24 protein-coding genes and 1 tRNA gene are annotated in these 13,059 nt (G+C 61.6%); 24 read left to right on the forward strand and 1 reads right to left on the reverse strand.

Translation table 11 applies throughout. From position 1 onward, the window contains the following. The first annotated feature begins 37 nt into the window (after nt 1–37). The 24 genes from HH800_RS05805 to HH800_RS05920 all read left to right on the forward strand — a co-directional run bounded on the left by HH800_RS05805 (nt 38) and on the right by HH800_RS05920 (nt 12,497). Nucleotides 38–778: a S24 family peptidase gene (locus HH800_RS05805; RefSeq protein ID WP_169860469.1), complete on the forward strand. Its 741-nt coding sequence runs from the start codon at nt 38–40 to the stop codon at nt 776–778. Nucleotides 779–1,091: 313 nt separating this feature from the next. Continuing rightward, nucleotides 1,092–1,259: a hypothetical protein gene (locus HH800_RS05810; RefSeq protein WP_169860470.1), complete on the forward strand. Its 168-nt coding sequence runs from the start codon at nt 1,092–1,094 to the stop codon at nt 1,257–1,259. A gap of 4 nt (nt 1,260–1,263) precedes the next feature. After that, nucleotides 1,264–1,791: a GNAT family N-acetyltransferase gene (locus HH800_RS05815; RefSeq protein WP_169860471.1), complete on the forward strand. Its 528-nt coding sequence runs from the start codon at nt 1,264–1,266 to the stop codon at nt 1,789–1,791. Nucleotides 1,792–1,973: 182 nt separating this feature from the next. Further along, entirely contained in the window at nt 1,974–2,156 is a 183-nt protein-coding gene (locus tag HH800_RS05820; protein WP_169860472.1) for a hypothetical protein, read from the forward strand. A gap of 256 nt (nt 2,157–2,412) precedes the next feature. Next, complete coding sequence (locus HH800_RS05825; protein WP_169860473.1) at nt 2,413–2,712, forward strand: hypothetical protein; 300 nt, start codon at nt 2,413–2,415, stop codon at nt 2,710–2,712. Beyond that, nucleotides 2,709–3,086 carry a hypothetical protein gene (locus HH800_RS05830; protein WP_169860474.1) on the forward strand — a complete coding sequence of 126 codons (378 nt, stop codon included), beginning with the start codon at nt 2,709–2,711 and terminating at the stop codon, nt 3,084–3,086. The genes HH800_RS05825 and HH800_RS05830 overlap by 4 nt, the downstream gene beginning before the upstream one ends. Then, on the forward strand, nt 3,083–3,388 hold the full coding sequence (locus HH800_RS05835) for a hypothetical protein (protein ID WP_169860475.1): 306 nt from the start codon (nt 3,083–3,085) through the stop codon (nt 3,386–3,388). Before HH800_RS05830 ends, HH800_RS05835 begins: the two co-directional genes overlap by 4 nt. Further along, nucleotides 3,385–3,525 (forward strand): hypothetical protein, encoded by a 141-nt coding sequence (locus tag HH800_RS05840; protein WP_169860476.1) that lies wholly within the window; start codon nt 3,385–3,387, stop codon nt 3,523–3,525. The genes HH800_RS05835 and HH800_RS05840 overlap by 4 nt, the downstream gene beginning before the upstream one ends. A 35-nt stretch (nt 3,526–3,560) precedes the next feature. Next, entirely contained in the window at nt 3,561–4,805 is a 1,245-nt protein-coding gene (locus HH800_RS05845; RefSeq protein ID WP_235682031.1) for a hypothetical protein, read from the forward strand. Nucleotides 4,806–4,807: 2 nt separating this feature from the next. Beyond that, a complete protein-coding gene (locus HH800_RS05850; protein WP_169860478.1) occupies nt 4,808–5,638 on the forward strand; it encodes a YqaJ viral recombinase family protein in 831 nt (276 codons plus the stop codon). Beyond that, the gene (locus tag HH800_RS05855) at nt 5,635–6,768 is read left to right on the forward strand and encodes an AAA family ATPase (protein ID WP_169860479.1); all 1,134 of its coding nucleotides are present in this window, start codon (nt 5,635–5,637) and stop codon (nt 6,766–6,768) included. Before HH800_RS05850 ends, HH800_RS05855 begins: the two co-directional genes overlap by 4 nt. Nucleotides 6,769–7,112: 344 nt before the next feature. After that, nucleotides 7,113–7,283: an HNH endonuclease gene (locus HH800_RS29570; RefSeq protein WP_419248223.1), complete on the forward strand. Its 171-nt coding sequence runs from the start codon at nt 7,113–7,115 to the stop codon at nt 7,281–7,283. Continuing rightward, entirely contained in the window at nt 7,271–7,777 is a 507-nt protein-coding gene (ssb, locus tag HH800_RS05865; RefSeq protein WP_169860481.1) for a single-stranded DNA-binding protein, read from the forward strand. Before HH800_RS29570 ends, ssb begins: the two co-directional genes overlap by 13 nt. A gap of 31 nt (nt 7,778–7,808) precedes the next feature. Next, a complete protein-coding gene (locus tag HH800_RS05870) occupies nt 7,809–8,069 on the forward strand; it encodes a hypothetical protein (RefSeq protein ID WP_069338365.1) in 261 nt (86 codons plus the stop codon). Next, nucleotides 8,069–8,353 carry a hypothetical protein gene (locus tag HH800_RS05875; RefSeq protein WP_169860482.1) on the forward strand — a complete coding sequence of 95 codons (285 nt, stop codon included), beginning with the start codon at nt 8,069–8,071 and terminating at the stop codon, nt 8,351–8,353. Before HH800_RS05870 ends, HH800_RS05875 begins: the two co-directional genes overlap by 1 nt. A gap of 59 nt (nt 8,354–8,412) precedes the next feature. Then, nucleotides 8,413–9,171 carry a DUF5131 family protein gene (locus HH800_RS05880; protein WP_169860483.1) on the forward strand — a complete coding sequence of 253 codons (759 nt, stop codon included), beginning with the start codon at nt 8,413–8,415 and terminating at the stop codon, nt 9,169–9,171. Nucleotides 9,172–9,277: 106 nt separating this feature from the next. After that, nucleotides 9,278–9,448, forward strand: a complete 171-nt coding sequence (locus HH800_RS05885; protein WP_169860484.1) for a hypothetical protein — start codon at nt 9,278–9,280, stop codon at nt 9,446–9,448. After that, entirely contained in the window at nt 9,445–9,990 is a 546-nt protein-coding gene (locus tag HH800_RS05890; RefSeq protein WP_169860485.1) for a hypothetical protein, read from the forward strand. Before HH800_RS05885 ends, HH800_RS05890 begins: the two co-directional genes overlap by 4 nt. Further along, a complete protein-coding gene (locus HH800_RS05895) occupies nt 9,983–10,357 on the forward strand; it encodes a hypothetical protein (RefSeq protein ID WP_169860486.1) in 375 nt (124 codons plus the stop codon). Before HH800_RS05890 ends, HH800_RS05895 begins: the two co-directional genes overlap by 8 nt. After that, nucleotides 10,357–10,566, forward strand: coding sequence for a hypothetical protein (locus HH800_RS05900; RefSeq protein WP_169860487.1), 210 nt, complete (start codon nt 10,357–10,359; stop codon nt 10,564–10,566). The genes HH800_RS05895 and HH800_RS05900 overlap by 1 nt, the downstream gene beginning before the upstream one ends. Next, nucleotides 10,563–10,961 carry a hypothetical protein gene (locus HH800_RS05905; RefSeq protein ID WP_063976843.1) on the forward strand — a complete coding sequence of 133 codons (399 nt, stop codon included), beginning with the start codon at nt 10,563–10,565 and terminating at the stop codon, nt 10,959–10,961. The genes HH800_RS05900 and HH800_RS05905 overlap by 4 nt, the downstream gene beginning before the upstream one ends. Then, nucleotides 10,958–11,290, forward strand: coding sequence for a hypothetical protein (locus HH800_RS05910; RefSeq protein WP_169860488.1), 333 nt, complete (start codon nt 10,958–10,960; stop codon nt 11,288–11,290). The genes HH800_RS05905 and HH800_RS05910 overlap by 4 nt, the downstream gene beginning before the upstream one ends. Further along, on the forward strand, nt 11,291–11,476 hold the full coding sequence (locus HH800_RS05915; protein ID WP_063976845.1) for a hypothetical protein: 186 nt from the start codon (nt 11,291–11,293) through the stop codon (nt 11,474–11,476). 325 nt (nt 11,477–11,801) lie between these two features. Beyond that, nucleotides 11,802–12,497, forward strand: coding sequence for a tyrosine-type recombinase/integrase (locus HH800_RS05920; protein ID WP_169860489.1), 696 nt, complete (start codon nt 11,802–11,804; stop codon nt 12,495–12,497). 334 nt (nt 12,498–12,831) lie between these two features. Here HH800_RS05920 and HH800_RS05925 read toward each other — a convergent pair. Then, nucleotides 12,832–12,908: transfer RNA gene (locus HH800_RS05925), tRNA-Met, on the reverse strand. Between the last annotated feature and the right edge of the window lie 151 nt (nt 12,909–13,059).

Consider the following 13,059-nt stretch of genomic DNA (forward strand, 5'->3'; position numbering starts at 1 on the left):
CTACATAAATAGCGCTTTGTCGTGTGATAACACACACATGTCTAAGCAGCCGTTTCCCATTGATGCAGTCCGCGAGTCCATCCGAAGAATGATGGATGAGCGGGGCGATAAAGCTAAACCACTGGCGATTGGTCTCGGCCTCAGTGAGACCGGTATTCGCGACATTTTCCTTGAAAAGACGAAAAGCGTCGGCGGGCCTAAACTTGCTGTTATCGCTAGGCATTATGGTGTCACGGTTGACGAAATCATGGCCGGAACCGCCACAACTGTCGGTCTCCCCGAGCGTCCGAAGTCGAACGCGCGGCCTGTCGAATTTGAAGGTGCGTCGCTAGAGCGGCTGCCTGAAAATCTGCCGGTATATGGCACGGCATTGGGAGCGGAGATGCTGATTGAAGGGGAGAGGATCGAGCAGACGACGCTGAACACCGGCGATGTTATCGAATACAGAAAGCGGCCGCCGATCTCGCATGGCGTGGAGAAGGTCTATGGCCTCTACGTGCAAGGTTCCAGCATGTATCCGGCTCACCGCGACGGTGCGTTTCTATTCGCCCAGCGGGACGCCAGGCTGCGGGTCGATGATGATGTTGTGGTCTATCTTCGCCCCAAGGATGAAAGCGACGATGGCTCGCGCGCGGTATGCGTGCTGGTGAAGCGTTTGGTCAGGCGATCAGCGCAGTATGTCGAGCTGGAGCAATACAATCCGGCAAAAGTGTTTCGCATCGATATGGCCGAGGTGTTGCGGATTGATCGGGTTTTGACGGCGGACGATTACACCTAGCGGGGCAGGGCGTTTCCTATCGGGATTTGGATGGGGATAAGTCCGCGGCGGACAACGTTATCCGGAAATCATTTCCGAGTGGAAGTTACTTCCGTCGCCTGAGCGGGCGGCTGGAACGTTCCCTGAGTGGGATCGTTGATTCGGAAAGTGGGTGAAGGGCGGCTGGCTGCGTCATTTACGTACCGCCTGTTCAGGTACGTAAATGATAAATCGGCCCCTGTCAATTTAGTGCGAATTGCACTATTTCAAGCGAAGGTTGAAACGCCTCGTTAATCCGATCCGCGCTACAACCGTTTAGAAAGGAGCAACTGAAATGGTAGCGATGCGTAAGCCCTTTGGCTTCTCGCGCGGTCATGTGACCCAGCGCGCCACTGCTGCTGCTTTCAAGGTGGGCGAGAAGGCCTACAAGAAGAGCGGCGGCGCCACGCCGATGCTCAAAGAGGTAGCTCGCCTCTATAAGGAAAGCATTAAAGCGGAGTAACGGCTTGGCGGACCAGGGGGAGGGGCCGCCACCGATCGACTTCTGGCACGTCACCGAGGAAGCGTGCGGGCAGGCTTTCAGTTGTGGCGAAAAGGACATCGACAAGTATTTCGCGCGCGAAGCGTGGAAGGCGCATTCTCGCGGATCCCATCGCATAACCTGCGCTTCGCTAAAAACTGCGAAAGCTCCTGCGGGCTTTGCATCTTACGCTTGCGCAACCGAGGTGGCTAGCAAGCTGCCAGGGAAATATCATTTGTTTGGCGGAGGCGATCGGTTCCCCTGCCTGCAACTGGTCTGGCTTGGCGTGCATCGACCTATGCAAGGCCAGAAGATTGGGAAGCGGCTTGTCGGTAGTGTGATCGCGACCTTCGCAGAAGTCGGTTATAAAATCGGGCTACCGCATCTGGTGCTTGTCCCAATCAGCGAAGAAGTGAAGCCGTTCTATCATTCGCTTGGGTTTGAGGACTATGACAAGGGGAGCAAAATGTTCCTGCCACTCCAAGCAGCGCTAGAAGTCTTTCCTCAAGAATAACCCTTCCGAACATCCCACGCCTTCACCGCCCCGCCCGACCAGCTCGAGGCGGGGTCTTTCATGGCTCCTCCCTCTTGAAGAATCGAGCCGCTCTTTGGTAAATTCGGAGCGTCCCAAGACTCGCCGCCTGGGATAGCGGTCTCTCAACGAGGTCGCTTTTGTTCAACTCAAGGAGGAGCAAAATGCGCAGAATTTCGGAAAAGGCCTATTATGAGCGCCGCGCCAGGACTGAGATCCGGAAAGCCAATATGACCAGCGATCCGTCAGCCAAGCGGGTTCATCTCGCTCTGGCGGCCAACTATCTCAAGCACGTTCGCTCAATGGAGGCGGATGCTGAACAGGGCGGCGATCTTGAGATGGCTTAGGCGTCGGTCTGCCACATCGTCGTAACACAACCCTGCTCTAGCGGCTGACGGCGGCATACCCCTGCTCGCCTTCCTCCCCCACTAGCCCCGCGCGCTCGTTCGCTGCGGGGCTTTTTTGTGGGCGCATAAAAATGTGTGCCCAAACACACTTCTCTATTGACGGTGTGTCAAAACACACCTTATAACACCTCCATCAGCCGGTGAGCCGAAAGCGCAGACCCGGCACCAGCGGGAAACCGCGAGATGGAGCCACCACATGCGCATCATTCCATGGCAGGACACTCCGCAGGCGATCGCGATCCTCGCGTCCTGCGCGATCGAACCGCCGGCCAAGCTGCGGCACGTCAAGCAGTTCTACCTGACCAGCGACGAATGGCTGGCCTACGACGAGAGCGACGAACGTGTCACCAAGCTGTCGGCCATCCAGAACGAGCATTTCCTTGCCGCAGAACGCCTTGGTGGCCGTGAAGCCGCGCGCATCGCTGTCGGCCTGAGCGTTGATGAAGCGATCGACATTGCGGTCGCGGTCAATGCGGGGCGGGGGATTGCGGCATGACCATCGCCACCCTCATCGACGCAACGTCGCACACCGCCCTGGGAGCGGCTGCCGAGAAGGCGGGCAACTGGCTGGTGACCGCCAAGCCCGTGATCCGCGCCATGATCGCGCTGTTCGACATGGACGCGAACGAGTTGTCGGGATGCGATCCGCGCACCTTCGACGCCGCCTGGCCGCATATCGAAAAGGCCGCCAACCGCCTGCACCAGCAGATCGAGGATATCCGCGAGGAAGCCATCTGCGACCACAGCGTGAGCGGCACCAGCGAAATGACCGAAGCCGAATGGGGTGCGGTCGAAGAGTTCAACGATGCGCTGCGCCGGGACGTGGTTTCCGTGTCGATGGCCATAAGGATTGTGAGGAGCGAAGCATGACGCACTACCTCAACGGCTTTGCGCCAGACATCGAATGCACGACCTGCAACGGCCATGGCGAAGTGTGCGGGGTCAACCCGAACCGACGGTCGCGCTTCGTCGGCATGGATGATCTTTCGCCGGATGATTTCATGGTCGAGTGCAGCGACTGCGCTGGCCATGGCTGGCGTCCGATGACGCAGGACGAAATGGACGACGCTGCGGCCGATGCCTTTTCTGACATGTGCGAGGGTGAACCGCCGGTCAGCATGGATGAAATGCACCAGCGCGCCCACCGCGAGAAGATGGAGGCCCGGTCATGACCGACACCATCCGCCAGATCATATCCGCCCTGACCAACCGCGACGCCCGCATCGGCCTCCACCCTCCATATGCCGAGCTGATCGGGGCGGGGGCTGTGGTGTTCATGATGGGGTTGTTGGTGGGGTCGCACCTTTGACCGCCGAAACTCCCGATATCGCGAAAGGAACTGACATGGCCATCGCGCCTGCGAATGAAATCGTGCCCGCCGCAGCCAGCAATGCAGCCGCTGCCGTCGTCCTGTTCGATCAGGACAAGTTTGACGCCTTCTATGCCAAGCTGCAGGCGGACATCGACGCTGTGCCGGTTGATCTGACCACCAAGAAGGGCCGCGATGCCATCGCGTCGGCCGCTGCAAAGGTGCGCACCGAGAAGGCCAGCATCGATCGGGACCGCAAGCGCCTGACGCAGGAATGGCGGGACAATACCGCGCTGGTAAATGGCGCGTGGAAGGGGATCGAGGCGCGGCTTGACGATTTGGCCGTCAGTGCGCGCAAACCCCTGACCGATTGGGAAGAGGCGGAGAAGTCGCGCATCGCGGCGATCGAGGGCATGATTGCCCAGCTCAAAGCCCATGCCCGCGTCGATAGCCTCGACACCGCCGCCATGGTCCGCGAGCGCGGCACTCAGGTGTGGTGCATCACGCTCGATCCCGATGTCTATCAGGAGCGCCTGGCCGAGGTCGAGCAGATCAAGGCCGAGGCCGTGGATGCGCTCAAGAATGCGCTTGCCCGGCTGACCAAGGAAGAGGCGGATCGCGCTGAACTGGAGCGCCTGCGTGCCGCTGAAGCTGAGCGTGAAGCTGCTGATGCAGCGAAGCGAGAAGAGGAGGAGCGCGCGGAAGGAAAGCGTCGCCACGCTCGGGATGTCATCGCTCATATCGAGCAGTGCGGCCTCGGGATGATCGGCGGCAAAACCTACCCATACGTCATTCTCATGCGCGAGCTGGAAGAGAAGATCGAAATGGGGGAGGCCGCGAAGCAGGCCTATGGGGACATGGCTCAAGATGTTGAGCGTGTCCGGTTCTCCACACTGGAGCGGCTTAAGGAAGCGGCCAAAGCCCAAGCTGAGCGTGCCGAGCGTGAAGCAGCCGAGGAAGCGAGGCGGCAGGCGCTCGAAGAATCCGAACGCGAGAAGCAGGCGGAAATCGACAAGGCAAACCGCCGTGCCGAGGAAGCCGAGCGCGCCGCACAGGCCGAACGCGACCGGATCGCCAAGGAAGAGGCTGACCGGCAGGCAGAAGCTAATCGCATCGCCGCCGAGCAGGCGCGCCGCGAGGCTGACCAAGCGCACCGCACCAGCGTCAAGACCGCCGCCAAGCAGGCACTCATGACCTGCGGCGCCGACGAGGAAACCGCCCGCAAGATCGTGGTCGCCATCCTTGCCGGCGAAGTCCCCAACGTCACGCTGAGGTTCTGACCATGACGGACAATCCCTTTGCCCTCGATTATGTCGAGCCGCGCCAGGACGACATATTCGACGCTTTCGACCGTGAGCGCGTGGAGCAGATCAAGCCGGAGCCGAAGGTGGAACCGAAAGGTGGCGCCACCGGCAAGGGCAAGGTCATCCACGACCACATGGAACAGGGCAGCATGGAATGGCTGCAAGCCCGCTGCGGCCTGATCACCGCCAGCGAAATGAAGCTGATCATCAACGCGCCGCCCAAGGAAGAAACGCGGGTCAAGAAGAACGGTGAACCCTACAAGCAGCGCGAATGGAATGTTGTCGCTGATGACGATGCTTGCCGGAAGCATATCTACGAACTGGCAGCCCAGCGGATCACCAATTTCGTGGAACCGCTGTTCCAGACCTTCGACATGATCCGCGGTCAGAACGACGAAGCGGAAGCGCGGGCGCGCTATGCTGAGCAGTTCGGCCCCGTCCAGGAAGTCGGTTTCATCACCAACGACAAATGGGGCTTCACGCTGGGCTATTCGCCTGACGGCATCCCTGTCGGCACGCGCGGCGCGATCGAGTGCAAGAGCCGCAAGCAGAAGTATCAGGTGCAGACGGTGGTGGAGCATGCCCTGACCGGCGCGATCCCGTCTGAGTTCATCATGCAGCACCAGACCGGCCTGATGGTCGGCGAACTCGACTGGATCGACTTCATCAGCTTCTCCGACAAGCTGCCGATGGCCGTGATCCGGGTCTACCCCGACCACATCATTCAGGCGGCGATCGAAGAGGCCGCCGCCGCCGCAGAGGCGAAAATCGCCAAGATCATCGAAATCTATCAGGAGCAGACACAATGACCATCAGGTTCATTCCCGTCCACGAAATCACCGAGCCGCGCACCATCGCCCTTGGCCTGTCCGGCGGCAGCGGCACGGGCAAGACCTTCACCGCCCTGCGCGTCGCGCGCGGCATTGCCGAAAGCATGACCGGCAAGAAGGGCGCCCCGATCGGCTATGTCGACACCGAGAACAAGCGCGCGCTTCACTACAAGGAAGCGTTTCCGGAAATGATGCACTTCGACTTCACCGCCATCAACGATGACGGCGAACTGGTCGGCTTCGGGGTGGACCGCTGGATCGAGGTGATCGACGCGGCAGAGGCGGCGAAGCTGCCGGTGGTCATTCTGGACAGCTTCTCCCATGCCTGGGAAGGCATCGGCGGCGTGCTAGATGAGCAGGCGCTGGCGCTGGACCGGCTTGTCGAGCAGGCGCAGAAGCGCGCCAACGGCCGCTACGAGATCGACCCGTCGAAGTTCGGGCAACTGGCCTGGGCCGAGGTGAAACCGAAGTATCGCCGGCTGATCGATCGCATCGTTCGCGCCAAGACCAACATCATCATCTGCACCCGCGCCAAGCCGGTCATGCAGAAGGGGTTCGGCGACAAGGCGGAGAACGCGCGCGCCACCAAGACCCGGCGCAAGGATGTGCCGTGGGATCCGGCGAGCGACGGCGACCTGATGTTCGAAATGACCGCGATGATCATTCTCGATCCCGTCGCTCCCGGTTGCCCGGTCCACCAGATCAAGGTGTCCGACCAGTTCAAGAACCTGTTCGACCCGCGCCGCCCGATGGGCGAAATGACCGGCGCCGCTATGGCAGAATGGGCAAAGGGCGAGGGTGAGGCGCAGCGTCAGAAGGAAATGATGGACTTCGCCCGCGAGAAGGCGCGCGCCGGCTCGGATGCCTTCAAGGCCTGGTGGGCGACGGACGAGGGCAAGGCCGCCCGACCGATGCTGCGCCCGATCATGGACGAAATTCAGCAGATCGCGGCTGACGCCGACAAGGCGGCGGCTCAGTCGGACGATGACCCGTTCGCGAACGAAGGCCCGGCGGACGAGCAGCGCGGCGAGGCCTTCAATGGCACCGATGAGGACGAGATCGCCAAGCGCGTCCGTGATGAAACCAATGCGATGGCGGCGGCAGCGTAATGGCCTCCCTGAACAAGGTCTGCCTGATCGCGGATTATCGAGCTGGCATGAGCTTGCCTGAGGTGGCGCGTCAGCATGGGATAGCCACCAGCACGGCACGGTATCATATCAAAAATGCCGGAGCGTTAAGGACGCGCGCCGAAGGAGTCCAGCTTGCCGCTTCTGGCGGAAGGCTTGGGGCTAAGTCGCCGCGCAGGCCAATGTCGGCTGAGGCGAAAGCGCACTTGAGCGCGGTCAGAATTAAGCAAGCGGACGCCACTGCTGCTGGCGTTTCGATAAAGCCGAATGGTTACGTCGAGTTCACGCGTGGGCCGAACAAGGGCCGGTCTGAGCACGTAGTACTCATGGAGGAGCGGCTAGGTAGACGATTGCTACCGGACGAAGTGGTTCACCATGTCGATGGTAACCGTTCGAACAATACTTCGGACAATCTAGCCCTTCTAACCAGAGCGGGGCACGCGCGGCTTCACCGACGCGAGGAGCAACTCATGAAAGTCGGGCAATGTCTAGCGTGAATAAGTGCATATTGATCGGCAGGCTGGGCGCCGACCCGGAAACCAAGTCCTTCCAGAACGGCGGCAAGATCGCGAACCTGCGCCTTGCCACCTCCGAAAGCTGGAAGGACCGGCAGTCCGGCGAACGCAAGGAACGCACCGAATGGCATAGCGTCTCGGTGCAGTCCGAGGGGCTGGTCGGTGTGGTCGAACGGTTCCTGCGCAAAGGCAGCAAGGTCTACATCGAGGGCCAGCTTCGCACTCGCAAATGGCAGGATCAGAGCGGCAACGACCGATACACGACCGAGATCGTGTTGAACGGCCCGCGCGCTGTTCTGGTCATGCTCGACGGCGCCCAGGGCGGCGGCAATCGCCAGTCGGACGATGGCTGGGGCGGCGGCGCAGGCTCGCATGGCAGCGGTGACTATCGCCGTTCCGAGCAAGAGCGCGGCGGCTTTGGCAGCCAGTCCAGCGGCGCCTTCGATGATGACCTTGACGATGAAGTCCCGTTTTAACGCCGCCCGCGCGGCCTAGAGGAGAACAAGCATGTTCGGACTGATGAGCGTGAAGAAGCACAAGGCGGTGGTGGCGGAGTTTCGCCGGCAGATCGGCGTGCAGACCGACAACAAGCGCCGCATGGCTGAGAGCATGGATGGCGAGGCCCGTCACCTGCGCCGGCAGTTGGACAAGATGCAGGACAGGGTTGCCGCACAGGAAGCCGAACTGGCCCACTGGCGCGCCAACGGCCAGCTTCGCGACCCCAAGACCGGCCGCCTGATCCCGCGCGCGAAGACGGAGGCGGCGTGATGACCCGCGATGAAGTGAACGACCTCGGCGCCATGCTCCACAAGGTCCGCGACCATTTCAGCGGTGACCGCGTGGTCATTTCGTTCGGCGTGATCGCTCCCAGCTTCGATTGCAAGAACGGCAGCGCGGTGGCGACTGTCCGCGACGGCAGCGACGAAGCGACCTGCGAGGCTGTCCACCTCTACGACGCTATCCACATGGCGCGCGGCAAGATCGATCAGGACCGTGCCCGCGCCAAAGCGGCGAAGGATCGCGCGAAGACCGCCGATCCGGCCGCTGCCTAACCATTCACCAAGGAGGCCCCGCCGCGACGGCGCAAGCTGATAGCGGCGGGGTAAGGATTATGGCACAGAACACGAAGATCGAATGGGCCGACCATACATGGAACCCGTGGATGGGCTGCACGAAGGTCGGCGCGCCGTGCGACAACTGCTATGCCGAAGACCTCATGGACAACCGCTATGGCAAGGTTGTCTGGGGCAACGACGGCGACCGGGTGCGCACCTCGTCCTCGACTTGGGCGCAGTTGCGTAAATGGAACCGCATTGCCGGCGAGGAAGGCAAGCGCGCTTTCGTGTTCTCGCTTAGCCTTGGCGACATCTGGGACAACCGCGTCCCGATGGCATGGCGCCGCGAAGCGTTCGACCGGGCACGGGAATGCCCCAACCTCGTCATGCTCTACCTGTCGAAGCGGATCGGCAATGCGATCGACATGGCTATCGAGTGCGGCGGCTTCCCTCCCAATGCGGCGCTGGGCGCGACGTTCGGCAGCCAGGCCGAATATGACCGCGACCGGATCAAGCTGAAGAATGCGGGCGCGGCGCTGGATGCGCTGTTCACCTTCGGCAGTTTCGAGCCGCTGCTTGGCCCGGTGATCCTCGATTGCAATGCGCCCGACTGGATCATTGTCGGAGGCGAGAGCGGCCGCAATGCTCGTCCGATGGATATCCAGTGGGCGCGTGACCTGCGCGACCAGTCGCTGGATTTGGGCCGGGTGTTCAACTTCAAGCAGGTCGGCGGTCGCGGCGCTGACAAGGGTGGCCACGAACTGGACGGCAAGACCTATTTCGCCCGTCCGCAGGTCGAACAGGTGCCCGCATGACCCCGCCCCGCAAACACCCCGCGCCCAAGCCCTTCCAGCCAACGCCCAAGCGCCCCGGCCAGTGGGTTCTCAAGGGTGGGGAGTTCGTCAAGGTGGAGGTGGGGGAATGAAAAGGTCAGCGATCATCACCATTCTGGCCTGCTTTGGGTCGTTCTTCATCGTGACGGCGGGCGGGATTATCCTGGAGCGCGCCACCGGGTGGACCGATCCGATGCACCTCACGAGCCTTTTGGCAACGGTGGCTATCGTCGCCACATACATGGAGGCGCGGCCATGAAACACCACGGCACCGACACCTGCGTCATGCGGGAGGATCATGTTGGCAAGCCTGCCGACCATGGCCTGATGTGCGAGGAGTGCAGGGCGGAGGATCGGGCGATGGCTGAGCAGCACATGAAGCGCATCACCTTGGAAGTCGAGGGCGATGTCGGACCTGACGACGCGCGCGAAATTCTCGACGCCGTGTTTGCCAAGCTGGGCCGGTGCTGGTCGGAGCGAACCGAGGGGCCGATCTACCGCGGCGATGGGAAGCATGTCGGAAACGCCCGCGTCCAACTTCTACCGTTCAGTCTCCAGATGGCGCGCGAGGTCAAGGCTTCCAGCGATCCGGTCGAGGCGGCCAAATGGGCGGCTTCGGTCCATTATGGCTGCGAGCATGACATGAACGGCGGCTATCTTGGCCATTCGGATTTCTGCCACGCGATGCACTCCGCGATCGGCGAAAGCTCAATCACTGATGACGAGATCGACGCTGCGCTTCGGCATGGCTTCGGCGACCGCATTGCCGACACCAACATGAAGGAGGCCCGCCATGACTGATCGCGATACCCTGCTGGCTTTGGCGGAGCGGGTGGAGGCGCTGAGCAATCCGAATGCTGAAATTGACGGGGACATCGTCATGGCACTCGGGCTGTTAAACTTCGACACGCATAGGCTCCTCCTTTTCGCCGATGGACAAATGGCCCCTGCCATATCCCCGGCCTACACCGCCTCGCTCGACGCCGCCAAAACGCTAGTCCCCAAAGGCTGGCACGTCGGCATGCTCACCGAATGCGATGAGGACGACAGCCCGAGTTGCTGCCTGACGCAGAACGAAGAGCCGTGCCGGGATGCTGTGGGGCGGGGCGCTGATATGGCGCTGTCGCTGGTGGCGGCTTCGCTGCGCGCGCGGGCGGGAGGTTTGTGATGGCAGAGGCTCCCGACATGGTGCATTTCGTCGCCGGCCATATCCGGGCGCGGTGTCGCTATCCCAGCGGGCAGGCGCGCTTCGGTGTCGAGGAATCGTGCATCGCCGCAGAGGCCGCGCTGGATGCCATGCGGTCGTGGAATTGCGCTCAGCGTCGCCACCGGTCCACCCGCCTTATGCTGGCCCCTGCGCCGGGAGAGAAATCATGACTGACATCATCCAGGAGTTGCGCGGGCTGATCGCGGAGGCGACGCCGGGGGAATGGGCTTTGGGCGTCAGGTCGAACCAGCGCGCGATAGCAGGTGGTGCGGGCGAATGGCTCGCATTACTGCCTAACGGGCATCGTGAAGGCTTTGGGCTGACCTCCGATAGCGAAATTCGCGCTAACGCCGCCCTCATCGTCGCCGCAATCAACCACCTCCCGGCCCTGCTGGATCGGTTGGAGGCGGCTGAGAGGGTTATCGATTTCCTCGACATGCGGCGCCCGATCAATGGCATCGAACGCCGGTCGAAGGAGGAAGTCTTTGCCATCATGGCGGATCGGATCAGGCTTGCAGAAGCAGGCCACTATCGGTTGCCCGCCATCCGGGAGGTGAGGCCGTGAGCGAGATGATCGAACGTGTCGCCAAAGCCATCTACGAGGAGGACGACCCGTGGCACAAGGCGTGGCCGTGGCCCGACCTGAACGAAAGTCAGGGGTCGCCGGAACCGTATCGCCGCATTGCCGCCGCAGCCATCAAGGCTATGCGCGAGGGGCGGCCGAATCCTGACTGGCAGGCGGCCGCAGCAGCAATTGTCGCGCTTGCCGAGCACGGCATCGGGGCGGATATCGGCGAACTTCTGACGCATGGCAACCCGTTGCGCGGAATTGCGCCCGGCGCGATCTTCAAGATGATTTCCGCCATCGACGCCGCTCTTGTGGGGGAGGGGTGAATGGCGAGCCAGGCGCTCAAATTTCCGAAGTCTCCCGAGATCAAGCGCCTCATCAAGGCTGCCCGTGACGCTGGGATGCAGATCGGCTCTATCGACATTCGCCCTGACGGGGTGACAATCTATCCGCCCGCGAAGGAACAGGGCCAGTCTCCGTATGACATCTGGAAAGCGCAAAACCAAAGTTGAGACTGGCCTTCATGTCGTGCGCAAGCTGCGTGACGGCAAGCCAGCGCTTTTCTACGTATACGCCTATCGAGGCGGCCCGCAGATCCATAGCTGCGAAGGTGAGCGCCCGACCATCACGCCGGAAATCCTTGACGCCGCCGCTGATGCGCGCAGGCACAGGACGGCAACCGCTTCCGACAATCTCGATCGCATCATCACCGCATATCTCGCCAGCCCCGAATTTGGGGAATTAGGTAAGCGCACGAAGAAGGATTACCGGATCGAGTTGAAGAAGATCGGCCCGCGATTCGGCAAGGTTCCATATCCAGTCTGGAATGATCAGCGGATGCGCGCCGATGTCATGGCCTGGCGATCCGAAATGGCAGACAAGCCACGCACCGCCGACAAGGCGATCGTTATGCTTGCCACACTGCTGGGCTGGGCAGTCACCGAAGGCCTGATAGAGCGCAATGTCGCGGCCGGCATCCCCATGCTCTACAAGTCCGACCGCGCCGCAATCATCTGGACCGAGGCCGATTGGCAGGCGATCGAGCCGCATTGCTCCAAGGAACTTTGGCAGGGCCTTCGCTTCGCCGCGCTGACCGGGATGCGGCTTGGCGATCTGGTCAAGGTGTCAGTCGAGCATGTCGGGCCGAGTGCTATCGTATTCATCACGTCCAAGCGCAAACGCCGCGTGGTCGTCCCGATATTCGATGAGCTGCGCGCGCTGCTGAAAGAGATCGGGCGGGAAGCAGGCACCATCCTGCAGAACAGCCGCGGCAAGCCGTGGACCGAAAGTGGATTCGGCGGCGTCTTCCAGAAGGCCAAGAACAAGGCGCCGGGCTTCGATATTTCGCTGCGCATCCACGATCTGCGCGGCACCTATGCGACGTGGCTGGCGAGGCGCGGCCTGACCGATCAGGAGATCGGCCGCATCGTTGCGTGGTCAGAGCAGCAGGTTGCCGAGATCAGGCGGCGCTATGTGGACGAGGAGCATGTCGTGGCTTCGTTGGTCGAGCGGCTGAACGCCAGGACGCCTTAGCGACGCCCGCGCTTCGCCAGTTCGTTCTCCACGGCTTCGCGAATGAAATCAGTGCGATCCTCGCCATTCCTGAGTGCTCGCTCAATTCGCGCAAGAGTTCCGGCCTCAAACGCAGCCTCTCGCTTTTCTGGATATCGCATCTTCCTGCCCACGCGCGGGCCAGTAAAGCATATGGCTTTTTCTGCCAAGGGCTGACTATTTCGCATATGGGATATTGACCTGATAAAGCATATGCCTTATCGATATCGCATATGCTTTATCGTGGCAAGAGGGCAGCTAGGTTGTAAACCGGCTGTAAACTAGCCGGGACAGTTGCCGCTAAGTGCTTGAAAAATGGTAGCGGAGGAGGGACTTGAACCCCCGACACGCGGATTATGATTCCGCTGCTCTAACCAGCTGAGCTACTCCGCCCCATGGGCCTCGCAGGGGGTGTTTCCCTGCGGTGAGGCGGCGCTATACGCAGGGGATGGACGGTGGTCAACGGGGCGATTGCAAAAATCTGCATTCTTTTTTGAACGCTCCGCCAGAGGCCCCGTCGCGCGCCGGTTTGCGCGCGTAGAAA

It is taken from the genome of Sphingobium yanoikuyae, assembly GCF_013001025.1.
Taxonomy (GTDB): domain Bacteria; phylum Pseudomonadota; class Alphaproteobacteria; order Sphingomonadales; family Sphingomonadaceae; genus Sphingobium; species Sphingobium yanoikuyae_A.

Coding starts and splice junctions, on each gene's coding strand:
- HH800_RS05805 (WP_169860469.1), top strand. CDS start 38: ATGTCTAAGCAGCCGTTTCCCATTGATGCAGTCCGCGAGTCCATCCGA.
- HH800_RS05810 (WP_169860470.1), top strand. CDS start 1,092: ATGGTAGCGATGCGTAAGCCCTTTGGCTTCTCGCGCGGTCATGTGACC.
- HH800_RS05820 (WP_169860472.1), top strand. CDS start 1,974: ATGCGCAGAATTTCGGAAAAGGCCTATTATGAGCGCCGCGCCAGGACT.
- HH800_RS05825 (WP_169860473.1), top strand. CDS start 2,413: ATGCGCATCATTCCATGGCAGGACACTCCGCAGGCGATCGCGATCCTC.
- HH800_RS05830 (WP_169860474.1), top strand. CDS start 2,709: ATGACCATCGCCACCCTCATCGACGCAACGTCGCACACCGCCCTGGGA.
- HH800_RS05835 (WP_169860475.1), top strand. CDS start 3,083: ATGACGCACTACCTCAACGGCTTTGCGCCAGACATCGAATGCACGACC.
- HH800_RS05840 (WP_169860476.1), top strand. CDS start 3,385: ATGACCGACACCATCCGCCAGATCATATCCGCCCTGACCAACCGCGAC.
- HH800_RS05845 (WP_235682031.1), top strand. CDS start 3,561: ATGGCCATCGCGCCTGCGAATGAAATCGTGCCCGCCGCAGCCAGCAAT.
- HH800_RS05850 (WP_169860478.1), top strand. CDS start 4,808: ATGACGGACAATCCCTTTGCCCTCGATTATGTCGAGCCGCGCCAGGAC.
- HH800_RS05855 (WP_169860479.1), top strand. CDS start 5,635: ATGACCATCAGGTTCATTCCCGTCCACGAAATCACCGAGCCGCGCACC.
- HH800_RS29570 (WP_419248223.1), top strand. CDS start 7,113: ATGGAGGAGCGGCTAGGTAGACGATTGCTACCGGACGAAGTGGTTCAC.
- ssb (WP_169860481.1), top strand. CDS start 7,271: ATGTCTAGCGTGAATAAGTGCATATTGATCGGCAGGCTGGGCGCCGAC.
- HH800_RS05870 (WP_069338365.1), top strand. CDS start 7,809: ATGTTCGGACTGATGAGCGTGAAGAAGCACAAGGCGGTGGTGGCGGAG.
- HH800_RS05875 (WP_169860482.1), top strand. CDS start 8,069: ATGACCCGCGATGAAGTGAACGACCTCGGCGCCATGCTCCACAAGGTC.
- HH800_RS05880 (WP_169860483.1), top strand. CDS start 8,413: ATGGCACAGAACACGAAGATCGAATGGGCCGACCATACATGGAACCCG.
- HH800_RS05885 (WP_169860484.1), top strand. CDS start 9,278: ATGAAAAGGTCAGCGATCATCACCATTCTGGCCTGCTTTGGGTCGTTC.
- HH800_RS05890 (WP_169860485.1), top strand. CDS start 9,445: ATGAAACACCACGGCACCGACACCTGCGTCATGCGGGAGGATCATGTT.
- HH800_RS05895 (WP_169860486.1), top strand. CDS start 9,983: ATGACTGATCGCGATACCCTGCTGGCTTTGGCGGAGCGGGTGGAGGCG.
- HH800_RS05900 (WP_169860487.1), top strand. CDS start 10,357: ATGGCAGAGGCTCCCGACATGGTGCATTTCGTCGCCGGCCATATCCGG.
- HH800_RS05905 (WP_063976843.1), top strand. CDS start 10,563: ATGACTGACATCATCCAGGAGTTGCGCGGGCTGATCGCGGAGGCGACG.
- HH800_RS05915 (WP_063976845.1), top strand. CDS start 11,291: ATGGCGAGCCAGGCGCTCAAATTTCCGAAGTCTCCCGAGATCAAGCGC.
- HH800_RS05920 (WP_169860489.1), top strand. CDS start 11,802: ATGCGCGCCGATGTCATGGCCTGGCGATCCGAAATGGCAGACAAGCCA.